Below are 10,438 nucleotides of genomic sequence, written 5' to 3'. Positions count from 1 at the left end.
AAACTAGGATGGGCACCGAGGGCGGGACGTCGCACGGGCGGGGGGCTCGTGGGCCGGGCGGCGATGGGCACCACCCGGAAGATGGGGTTCAGGTGACTGAGGAGAAGGGCTCGTCGGGCGGTACGGGCCTGCCGGCCAGCATCGAGGCCGCCTGGGGGCTGCGGGCGCGGCCGGTCAAGGGCCCGAAGCCGGGGCTGAGTCTGGCCCGCATCGTGGACGCCGCGGTGGCGGTGGCCGCGTCCGAGGGGCTCGGCGGGGTGTCGATGGGGCGGGTCGCCAAGGACCTGGGGGCCTCGACGATGTCGCTCTACCGGTACGTGTCCGCCAAGGGGGAGCTGTACGTCCTGATGCAGGAGGCGGCGATGGGCCCACCGCCCCCGCTGCCCGCGCCGACCGGCGGCGCCGGCTGGCGGGAGGCGCTCTCCCGGTGGGCGTGGGCGCAGCGCCGGGTGTTCCACCGCAATCTGTGGATGCTCCGCATCCCGGTCTCGGGCCCGCCCGCCAGCCCGAACTCCGTCGCCTGGTGGGAGCAGGGTCTGAGAGCCCTCGAAGGCACCGGTCTGGACGCGCGCGACGAGGTCTCCGTCATCCTGCTCGTCAACGGGTTCGTACGGAATGAGGCGCTGCTGATGAGTGATCTCGCGGCCGCCGTCGAGGCGCGTGGCGTTCCGGCGCAGGAGGTGGCGGACGGGCACACCCGCACCCTGAACCGGCTCGTCGACCCCGTGCGCCATCCGTCGCTCTCCCGGGTGCTGGATTCCGGGGTGCTGGGGGCGCCGCGCGGGCCCGACGAGGAGTTCGCCTTCGGGCTGGAGCGGGTGCTGGACGGGATCGAGGCGCTGATGGAGGCGCGGGCCGAGCCGGACGGAAGGCGGGCGCGGCCGCTGCCCGAGGTCAAGTCCGGTTGAGGTCGGGAGCGTACGCTTCGTGGTCATGGACGGAGAGAAGCCCGGGACCGAGCGGATGAGCCTGCGGGAGCGGAAGAAGCGGCTGACGTACCAGGCGGTCTCCGAGGCCGCGATCGCGATGTTTTTGGACCGGGGCTTCGACAAGGTGTCGGTGGCCGAGGTGGCCGCGGCCGCCGACATCTCGAAGCCGACGCTCTTCCGGTACTTCCCGGCCAAGGAGGACCTGGTCCTGCACCGGTTCGCCGACCACGAGGACGAGTCGGCCCGCGTGGTCGCCACCCGGGCGGAGAGCGAATCCCCGCTGGACGCGCTGCGCCGCAACTTCCTGGCCGGGCTGGAGCAGGGCGACCCGGTGACCGGGCTCTGCGATGTGCCGCAGGTGCTGGCGTTCCAGCGGCTGCTGTACGGGACGCCGTCCCTGGTGGCCCGCCTGTACGGCTACCAGAGCCGCTCGGAGGCGGCGCTCGCCCGTGCGCTGGGCGACCGGGTGGCGGACCGGCTGGCGGCGGGCCAGATCGTCGCCGTACTGCGCATCCTCGCCCTGGAGAACTGGCGGCGGATCGACGCGGGGGAGAGCGCGCGGCAGGTGTACGCGGATGCGGTCGAGGCGGCCGAACTCGCCTTCGCGCAGCTGCGGTCGGGGCTCGGGGAGCAGTGGTAGCTCAGGAGACCCGGTCGTCCTCGGCGTGCAGCACCGCTTCGGCGATCTCCCGCACCCGGTCCCGGGTGATGCCGGTGCGCTGTTCCACGGCGAGGGGGTGGTCGGTGTGCTCCAGCTCGATGCTGGGGCGGCGGCCGATCGGGCGGGTGTGGGCGTTGGTCCGCAGGTTGGTCGTGCGGGGCGAGTACAGCCCCAGCTCGGTGCTCAGCCAGCCGAAGTACGGCTGCTCGGACTCGCGGCCGGGGGTCTCCCACACATCGAGGGCGCGGGCGAAGTTCTCCCGGCTGAGCGAGACCCAGACGCCCCAGGAGAAGGGCTCCTCGCTGCCGGACACGGGTATCTCGATCAGGCCCTTGATGAAGTAGTGCTCGTGTCTGACGATGCACTGGTCGCAGGAGAGCATGCTGTCGGGGTCGCTCTCCAGACTCGCGTCCCAGACGTCGGGCGCCATGGTCGAGTACCCCATCGGGAGTTCCGCGTGGTGTTCGCCGCAGCGGGAGCAGATGTAGCCGGGGTCGATAGCCATGGGCGGGATCCTAACGAGAGGCTCCGGGGCCGTGGTCGGAATGCTGCCCGCTTCCTGCCGTCACCGTTCGCTGTCGGGCCGTTCCCCGGAGTACGTCCTCGCGTACCGAGGCCCACTCCAGGGAGTGGCGGATGCCCTCCTTCAGTGAGTACTGCGGCCGCCATCCCAGCAGCCGCTCCGCCCGGTCGCTCCGGGTGTACGCCCCCGCCGCGTCGCCCGGCCGTGCCGCCGCGTCGACCGCCGGGACGGGGGTGCCGGTCACCTCGTTGAAGGCGTCGAGGAGTTCGCGCACGGTGGTGCCCGTGCCGGTGCCCAGGTTGATGACCATGGAGCCGGGCCCCGGCTCCCCGCCCCGTTCGGGCAGGAGGGTGTCGAAGGCCCGGAGCGCGGCCACGTGTGCGGCGGCCAGGTCCCAGACGTGGATGTAGTCCCGGATCCCGGAGCCGTCGCGCGTCGGGTAGCCGGTCCCGGTGACGTGGAACGGGACGCCCTCCTCCCGGGCCTGGATCATCTTGCCCAGGGCGTGGCTCGGGTGCCGCAGTTGCAGCCCGGTGCGCAGCTTCGGGTCCGCGCCGACCGGGTTGAAGTAGCGCAGGGACACCACCCGGAGCGGCCGGCCGGCGGAGATGTCGGCGAACATCGCCTCGCACACCGCCTTGGTGCGCGCGTACGGGCTCTGCGGGGCGAGCGGGGAGTCCTCGTCGACCGTCAGGTCCGCGCCGGCGGCGTAGATGGAGGCGGAGGAGCTGAAGATCATGCGGGTGCAGCCGTTGCGCAGCAGGTGGTCCGCGAACTCCAGGCTCTTGGCCACGTTCGCCCGGTAGTAGCCGACCGGGTCGGCGACCGATTCCGGGACCACGATCAGCGCCGCGCAGTGGACCACGGCATCGATGTCCGGATGCTCGGCGAAGACCCGGTCGATCAGGGCACCGTCCGCGATGTCGCCTTCGTGGAAGGACCGGCCCTCGGTGAACTCCCGCCTGCCCGTGACCAGGTTGTCGAGGACGACGGGAGTGATGCCGGCGTCCGCGCACGCGGACGCGACCGTGCTGCCGATGTACCCCGCGCCTCCGGCGATCAGGACCTTCATGCGATGTCCGCCTCTCTCAGTGAGCTGGTGAAGGGATCGTAGGCCGAAGCGGTGGGCCGGGGGCCTCGTCCGGAAGCCCGCCCGCCACCGCCTGGGGACCGCCGTTCCCGGCGCCTCTTCCGCCGGAACGTGTCCTTCTCGCCGGTCCGTGCCGTTCAGCCGGGGCGTGCCTCTCCCGCAGGGCGTGCCTCTCCCGCCGGACCGTGCCGGGCGGCATGAGTCCGGCACGGTCCGGCGGGAGTGCCGCCTGGGCGGTACGGTCCTCAGTCGCGACGCCCGAGCAGTGCCATGTCGTCCTCGTCGAGGACCAGGCGCCCGGCGGCCATGTTCTCCTCCAGGTGGGCGGGCGAGGCGGTGCCGGGGATCTGGACGATCGAGGGCGAGCGCGCCAGGCCCCACGCGATGGCCACCTGGTGCACCGTCGCGCCGTGCCGCTCGCCCACCTTCCGGAGGTTCTCCTGGCCGAGGTCGGTGTGCCCGCCGCCGAGCGCGAAGAACGGCATGTACGCGATACCGGCGTCCGCGCACTCGTCGACGAGCGCGGCATCGCCCTGGTCGAGCACACCGAAGCGGTTCTGCACGGCGGCGACCGGCGCGATCGAACGGGCCTCCGCGAGCTGATCGCGCGTCACATTGCTGACGCCCAGCTGCCGGATCAGCCCCTCCTCGCGCAGCGCCGCCAGTACGGCGAAGCGTTCACCGAGCGACTCGCCGCCGCTGCCGCTCAGCCGGCCGACCCGCAGATGCACCAGGTCGAGGGTGTCGACCCCCAGGTCCTCCAGGTTCCGCTCCACCTCCGCGCGCAGCTGATCGGGGCGGGCCTCGGCGTACATCTCGCCGTTCTCGTCCCGCAGCGGGCCGACCTTGGTGGCGATGGTGATGTCCGGGGCGTACGGGTAAAGGGCCTCGCGGAGCAGGTCGTTGGCCCGGTGGGTGGGGGAGAAGTAGAAGGCGGCGGTGTCGATGTACCGCGCCCCCAGCTCGACGGCGCGCCGCGTCACGGCCACGGCCTTCGCCGTGTCGCCGGCCGGTCCGCTCCACCGCCCCGGCAGCTGCATGGCCCCGAAGCCGAGCCGCGGGACGGTGACGATGCCGCCCAGTTCGAAGTCACCGGGGCCCGAGGCACTGTCGTTGCCGTCGTTGCTGGTGGTGCTGGTGGTGCTGGTGGTGGGTGTGGGAACGGAGTGCGGGGCCGGTTCGGCAGATGAGGAGGTCATGGGGGCAGCATCGCGCCCGTGGGGCCGGTTTGCCACATCCATTTCCTCCGCGGCAGCCCGGTGACCCGGCGGAACCCGCCGCCGGGGCAGCCCCGTTGTCCGTCCGCGCCGCGGTCGCTCCGGATTCCGCGGACGGTGTCCGGGCGCCGGTCCGGCGCCGGTCCGGCCGGGATCCCTCCCCTGCCGACCGGGATCCCTCCCCCTGCCGACCGGGATCCCTCCCTCTGCGGGAGGGGCCCGTCACTGCGCCTCGCGCAGCCGGAGCAGGTACGTCGCGGTCAGCGCGACGGCGCGGTCCTCGTCGTGCGACAGCTCCACGAGGGCGCGTGACGCCGTCGGTCCCGGGACACCCGCCAGCGCCTGGGTCAGCCGTCCGCGTGCGGGTGCGCCGGTGTCGTGGGCGAGGCGGTCGACGAGCCCGGTCGCGATCCGGTCCGCCGCCGCGGTGCCGTCCGCCGCCAGCACGCTCAGCGCATCGGCCGCGTCGGTGTCGTTCCTTCCCGCCGCGATCATGTCGATGAGCGTCGGGACCACATCGGCCGCGCCGCGTGTCCCGAGTGCCAGGGCCGCGTACCCCCGGACCACGGCATCGGGGTGCGTGAGGGCCTCCCGCAGCAGCGTGTCGGCCTCGTCGCCGGGCATCTCGGCGAGCGACCGAACGGCACGTTCCCGCACCGCGGCCACCGGTGAACCGAGGCCCTTCGCCAGCAGTGCCGGGCCGCCGCCCGATCGGGCCAGCGCCCACCGAATGGCTCCGGCGACGTTCGGCTCCGTCTCGCTCAACGCCGCCTCGACCAGGGCCTCCACCGGCACCGGGACCTCGTCGACCGAGGAGAGGGCGGCGCGCTGGCGCGCGTCGGGGCTCTTCGACGCCAGTGCCTGGAGGAGCGCGACGACCTGGAGGACGTCCTCCCAGCCGTCCGGGTCCGCGGCATCGATCCGGCGGAGCCGTGTGAGCAGTTCGGTCTCGGCCGCGATCCGCTCGCGTGTCTGACGGATGAGGTCACCGACGAGCGCCGAGGGTACGAAGCCGGGATCGTCGAGCGCGCGCCCGATCTCACGGAGTGTCAGCCCCAGCGACCGCAGGCTCTCGACATGGAAGATCCGCCGGATGTCCTCCTCGGAGTACTCCCGGTAGCCGGAGCCGGTACGGCCCGAAGGCCGCACCAGACCGAGCGACTCGTAATGCCTGAGCATGCGGGCACTGACCCCGGACCGTCGCGCCACCTCACCGATCAACACGCCTCATCGTCCCTCCCGGCCGGACCCGCCGAGGGCCACGACGCGCTTCGCCTCCTCGATGGCGAACTCGAACCCGGTGTCCGGATCGCGCAGCAGCCGTTGGGTGGCGAGCGCGTGCGCGTGCGCGCCGGGGTCGGGGGACGACGTCGCCGCGTGCAGGGCCGGTGCGACCACTTCGCCGAGCGCGACCAGCGCCCGGCTGAGACTCAGCTGCGTCTGACGGCCACCGCGCCCGAGCTGTGTCGCCAGCACCACGGCCAGGGCGGACTCCTCGCCTTCCGGTACGAGTACGACCGCGGTCCGCCAGGCGCTCCGCGCCACCTCGTCGTCGGCGTCGGTCAGCAGCGCCCGGGTGATCGCCGGCCACGCCCGCCGGTCCCCGATCTTCGACAGCGTGTGCAGCGCCTGACTCCGTGCCTGCGCGTGCTCCGAGCGGACCTCGCGGACCACCGGAGGGAGCGTCAGGGACACCGGGTGGCGGGTGAGCGCCCAGGTCAGCATGTCGCGGACGAAGAACTCGGGCTCGATCGCGCATCGCTCGACGAGCTTGCCGACGAAACGAGGGTCGGGTGCCGTACCGACCGCCATGGCGGCCCGCAGCCGCACGGACGCACGACCGTCCTCCAGCGCTCCGAGCGCCCGCGCCACATCCGTGTCCTGTCCCGTGATCGTCATCGAGACCACCTCCTCGGCAAGCAGTGAAGGCCTTGTCACAGTGTCAAGGTCAAGCGGCGTCCGCCGTGCACGGGACGCCCATAGGAATTCCCTATGGCGCCCGCTGGTATTTCGTCTTTGCCTCTCGCTCTTTTCCGTACGTACCGTGAAACAGCTCGGCGAGGCGGTCACTTTCCTCATTCCGTCGGGCGGACAAACACGCGATCGAGAGGACCGGTGGCATGCCCACAATCGGAAACGGATCGGGAACACGGGAATTCACGGGAAGGCGGGCCCTGGTCACAGGTGGTTCCCGCGGCATTGGAGCGGCCGTCGTGCGCCAACTGCTGGACGCGGGCGCCGAGGTGCTCACGACTGCCAGGTCGGCGACGAGCACGGTGCCCGACGGGGCCTCCTTCGTGGCGGCCGATGTGCGGACGCGGGCCGGGGCGGAGACGGTCGCCGCCGCCGTGCGGAAGGAGCTCGGCGGGGTGGACATCCTGGTCCACAACGCGGGCGGGGCGCGGCCCCACGCAGGCGCCCTGGCCATTCCGGACGAGGAGTGGCAGGACGCGCTGGACCTGAACTACCTGGCGTCGGTACGGCTGGACTCGCTGCTGGTCCCGGGTATGCGGGAGCGGCAGTCGGGGACGATCGTGCACGTCTCCTCGGCCGCGGTCCTCACCCCCGTGGGACCGTTCCTGCACTACGTGGCGGCGAAGGCGGCGCTGGAGACGTACAGCCGGGGGCTGTCCCTGGAGCTGGCCCCGTCCGGGATCCGGGTCAACACCGTGACCCCCGGCAGGGTCGCCACCCCCGGCGGCGAAGAGACACGGGAGCGGTGGGCGCGCCTGGACACGGCGCCGGGCCAGACCGGTGCCGACGCCACCGCCCCGCTGGGACGCGACGGCCGGCCCGACGACATCGCGGACGCGGTGCTGTTCCTCGTGTCCGACCGGGCGGGCTGGCTGACCGGGAGCAATCTCGTCGTGGACGGCGGTGAATTCCCGAGGGGCTGACGCAATTGCCAAGGATTCACGCAATTCCCGAAGGGGGCGTGGATTCCCCGGGGGAATTCGGCGGCGCCCGCCCCTTTCCGGTCCTCAGCGGGTCGGAGAGGGGAAATCGGAGCCGGACCAGGTCTCCTTGCGCAGAAGTTCGAGCAGGGCCGCCTCCGCCGGGCCCGCGCCGGGCCGGACCACGGCGATGACGGGCTGGGACACGGCCGGGAGCACCGGACGCACCAGGTGCTCGTGACCGTGGGGCACCGCGGAGGCCGGGACGAGCGTCACCCCCAGCCCGTGGGCGGCCCAGCGTACGGCCGTCGCCGTCTGGGACGCGCGGGCGGCCGTGACCGGGGTCAGACCGTTCTCCCGCAGTACGTTCAGCAGCACGCCGTCGAGCGCGCTGTCGCGGTCGAACCGCACCCACGGCTCCCCGTCCAGTTCGCGCAGCTCGACCCGGTCCGCGCCGGGCTGCCGGTGTCCGGCGCCCACCACGACGAACTCCTCGTCGCCGAGGTGGTGGGCGTCGGCGGGGCTCCGCTCGCACGCCGCCATCAGGGCGAGGCCCAGTACGCCCCGGCGGCACAGCCGCTCCAGCTCGGCGGAGCTCGGCTCCTCGAAGACGGTGACCTCCAGCCGCGGGAAGCGGCGACGCAACGCACCGAGCGCGCCGGGCAGTTGCCGTGTGCCGAAGCCCATCTGGACGGCGACCACCAGCTCGCCCACCAGTTCGTCGGCGCCGGCCCGCGCCGTCGCCCTGGCCCGCCGTGCCGCGCTCACCGCGGCCTCGGCCTCCCGGAGGAACGCGCGGCCGACCACGGTGGGTACCAGCCCGGTCGGCGTGCGGGTGAACAGTTCCACGCCCAGCTCCCGCTCCAGGCCGCGGATCTGCTGGGACACCGATGGCTGGGCGACGTGCAGCAGCTCCGCGGCCGCCGTCACCGAGCCCTCCTCGGCGACGGCCAGGGCGTACTCGAACTGACGAAGGCTCATCGGCCTCTGCTCCCTCGTCCCCTCGTAGTCATCGCTGTAGTGGCTGGCAACCCGGTACCGCCGCCAAAGATTCCTGAGGGCCCGGCGGCCCGGGTGGTCGGGCCGCCGGCCGGGTCAGGCTTGGAATTCGGGCGGGAAGCCGGTCCAGCGCAGTTCCGCCGGCAGGTGCCCCATGTCGTTGTGGAACAGCACGGTGGACGGCCTGCCGGGTGCGTAACGGATGACCGTCAGAGCCGCGTTGCAGTGGTTGAGGCCCAGCCAGCGCCACTCGGGCGCGTCGAGAGCGGCCCGGACCAGCCAGCCGATGAGGAAGTTGTGCGTGACGACCAGTTCATGGCGGGGGCGGTCCCCGTCGACCGGTCCGGTGAATTCCGCGAGCGCCTTCCGGGCCAGCGCCGGACCGGGATCGCGCTCCTCCTTTGGGACCTGAGCCAGGAAGCCGAGCAGGGCATCGGCCGCATCCGGCGGCAGCTCCTCCTTCGCCGGCAGGTAGGGGACGTAGTCGCCGGCCGTCTCCGACCTGTGCAGCGGGACGCCGTCGAGCTGCGCGCCGATCAGCTGGGCCGTCTCCTGCGCCCGGGGCAGCGGCCCGTGGTGGATCGCCGAGAGCGGGGTGCTCCGGAGCCGTTCACCGAGCAGAACGGCCTGGCGCCGACCGTTCTCCGTCAGGGTCGTCTCATCCGCCGACGCTTCCCCGTGCCGAGCGAGGTAGAGGTACCGAGCGGCTGTGTCCGTCATGTCGCGTGTCTCCGTCGCCATCCGTGATCTCGTACATCAGAGATGGACGCGGAGCTCTTCGCACACAGTTCCGTCGCGGCTGTCTCTGACCTGGGGTGTCTCAGTGTGGGCGGGATGCGGGCGAGACGGCTGTCTCCCCCGGTCCGAGGTGCCGCGCCTCCGGGAGCACGGGGCGGGCCGACGGCTGAAGGATCCTTCCCCCGGTCCGGACGACCGGCGGTCGACCCCGCTGTCATCGGGCAGCGTTCTGCGCGCGGGTGTCCGGAATCGGCCGCGCGGGGGCAGCGGCGATCAGCAGAGCGGCGAACAGGACGGGTGCGACGGTCTGGTACCCGATCCAGACTTCGCCCCCGGCGCTGCTGCCCTGCCGCGCCATCAGGAAACCGGCCAGGGCCGCCAGCACCCAGCCGCTGTCGTAGGCGATCATGAGCCGCGTGTACGTGCGCATCGGCCGGCTCTGCGTGTAACCGATCTCGATGCCGCCGCCGATCAGCAGGGCCACGCCCGAGACGGCCATCAGCCAAGCAGGCGTGCCGAGCAACCGGCCGAGCGGGGCGGCGCCGACGATGCCCGCGGCGCCGAGCAGCACCTTGAACGCGCCGTCGGCGACGGCGCCCACCGTCCGGCGGGTCACCCGCGATGCCACGAGCTGGGCCATGAGCGTCCTCCTCGAAACTTGTCCCGAACTTGTCCCGACTGGTTCCGTAACGAGATTACGGCAATAATGAGACTATGAGAATGACGAGAGCGGAGGCCAAGGAGCGCAACCGCCGCGCCTTGCTGGACGCTGCGTTCGAGGTCGTCTCCCGGGACGGGTACCGGGCCAGGCTTGAGGAGATCGCCGCACGCGCGGATGTGACCACCGGCGCCATCTACTCACTGTTCGGGAGCAAGAACGGCCTGGTGGTCGCGGTGGTCGCCGACCACCTGCGGCCGTACTACGAGGAGATCGAGCAGGCGGTTCCCGCCGGACTCGACCTGTTGGAGGCGGTGGACGCCTTCGCCCGGTACTACCGGCGCAGCTGTGACGCCCCGGACGCGCTGCCTCGCCTGTCCCTCCAGATCACCCTGCTGGACATGGCCCTGCACGATCCGGACCTGGGATCCCGGCTCGCCGTGTCCGTCCGGGAACAGGAGAACCATCTGATCGCGCTGTTCACCGGAAGGCGTCACGACGGAGGCATCGTGACGCCGAAACAGGCAGAACGCCTGGCCATGGCGCTCAGGGCACTGTTCGTCGGTCTCGGCCAGGGCATCCCCCTCGGCCTCGCCCCCGGTGCCGACGAGCAGTACTTCGCCGACACCGCCCGGGCCCTGGCGTCCGGGATGCCCCTCGCCGATCAGGACGCGGACACATCGTGATGGCCGGTCGAGGCGTGCCGGTCGCGGTGTGGTGGTCGCCGCG

12 protein-coding genes are annotated in these 10,438 nt (G+C 72.3%); 4 read left to right on the top strand and 8 right to left on the bottom strand.

The window, feature by feature from the left end:
• Positions 1-92 precede the first annotated feature (92 nt).
• Positions 93-908 (top strand): TetR/AcrR family transcriptional regulator, encoded by an 816-nt coding sequence (locus AADR41_RS25825; protein WP_342283788.1) that lies wholly within the window; start codon positions 93-95, stop codon positions 906-908.
• A 25-nt stretch (positions 909-933) separates the two neighbouring features.
• A complete protein-coding gene (locus tag AADR41_RS25820) occupies positions 934-1,569 on the top strand; it encodes a TetR family transcriptional regulator (RefSeq protein ID WP_342283787.1) in 636 nt (211 codons plus the stop codon).
• A gap of 1 nt (position 1,570) precedes the next feature.
• Here AADR41_RS25820 and AADR41_RS25815 read toward each other — a convergent pair whose 3' ends face one another.
• The 5 genes from AADR41_RS25815 to AADR41_RS25795 form a co-directional block, all read right to left on the bottom strand.
• Complete coding sequence (locus AADR41_RS25815) at positions 1,571-2,095, bottom strand: DUF2199 domain-containing protein (RefSeq protein ID WP_392739473.1); 525 nt, start codon at positions 2,093-2,095, stop codon at positions 1,571-1,573.
• 10 nt (positions 2,096-2,105) lie between these two features.
• Positions 2,106-3,185 carry a UDP-glucose 4-epimerase GalE gene (gene galE, locus AADR41_RS25810; RefSeq protein WP_342283786.1) on the bottom strand — a complete coding sequence of 360 codons (1,080 nt, stop codon included), beginning with the start codon at positions 3,183-3,185 and terminating at the stop codon, positions 2,106-2,108.
• Positions 3,186-3,448: 263 nt separating this feature from the next.
• Positions 3,449-4,402: an oxidoreductase gene (locus AADR41_RS25805; protein ID WP_342283785.1), complete on the bottom strand. Its 954-nt coding sequence runs from the start codon at positions 4,400-4,402 to the stop codon at positions 3,449-3,451.
• A gap of 240 nt (positions 4,403-4,642) precedes the next feature.
• On the bottom strand, positions 4,643-5,644 hold the full coding sequence (locus tag AADR41_RS25800) for a MerR family transcriptional regulator (RefSeq protein ID WP_342283784.1): 1,002 nt from the start codon (positions 5,642-5,644) through the stop codon (positions 4,643-4,645).
• A gap of 3 nt (positions 5,645-5,647) precedes the next feature.
• The gene (locus AADR41_RS25795; protein ID WP_342283783.1) at positions 5,648-6,319 is read right to left on the bottom strand and encodes a HEAT repeat domain-containing protein; all 672 of its coding nucleotides are present in this window, start codon (positions 6,317-6,319) and stop codon (positions 5,648-5,650) included.
• 221 nt (positions 6,320-6,540) lie between these two features.
• Here AADR41_RS25795 and AADR41_RS25790 point away from each other — a divergent pair, with 221 nt between their 5' ends.
• Positions 6,541-7,317: an SDR family oxidoreductase gene (locus AADR41_RS25790; protein ID WP_342283782.1), complete on the top strand. Its 777-nt coding sequence runs from the start codon at positions 6,541-6,543 to the stop codon at positions 7,315-7,317.
• An 84-nt stretch (positions 7,318-7,401) separates the two neighbouring features.
• Here AADR41_RS25790 and AADR41_RS25785 read toward each other — a convergent pair whose 3' ends face one another.
• The 3 genes from AADR41_RS25785 to AADR41_RS25775 form a co-directional block, all read right to left on the bottom strand.
• Positions 7,402-8,295, bottom strand: coding sequence for a LysR family transcriptional regulator (locus tag AADR41_RS25785; protein WP_342283781.1), 894 nt, complete (start codon positions 8,293-8,295; stop codon positions 7,402-7,404).
• A gap of 114 nt (positions 8,296-8,409) precedes the next feature.
• Complete coding sequence (locus AADR41_RS25780; RefSeq protein WP_342283780.1) at positions 8,410-9,033, bottom strand: histidine phosphatase family protein; 624 nt, start codon at positions 9,031-9,033, stop codon at positions 8,410-8,412.
• A gap of 232 nt (positions 9,034-9,265) precedes the next feature.
• A complete protein-coding gene (locus tag AADR41_RS25775; protein WP_342283779.1) occupies positions 9,266-9,691 on the bottom strand; it encodes a hypothetical protein in 426 nt (141 codons plus the stop codon).
• 80 nt (positions 9,692-9,771) lie between these two features.
• On the opposite strand from AADR41_RS25775, the gene AADR41_RS25770 reads away from it, so the two are divergent.
• On the top strand, positions 9,772-10,395 hold the full coding sequence (locus AADR41_RS25770; RefSeq protein ID WP_342283778.1) for a TetR/AcrR family transcriptional regulator: 624 nt from the start codon (positions 9,772-9,774) through the stop codon (positions 10,393-10,395).
• Positions 10,396-10,438 lie beyond the last annotated feature (43 nt).

The organism is Streptomyces sp. CLV115, from assembly GCF_038448545.1.
Lineage (GTDB): Bacteria > Actinomycetota > Actinomycetes > Streptomycetales > Streptomycetaceae > Streptomyces > Streptomyces sanglieri.
Note: the sequence above shows the minus strand (reverse complement) of the source record. Positions and strands in the feature narration are given on the sequence as shown.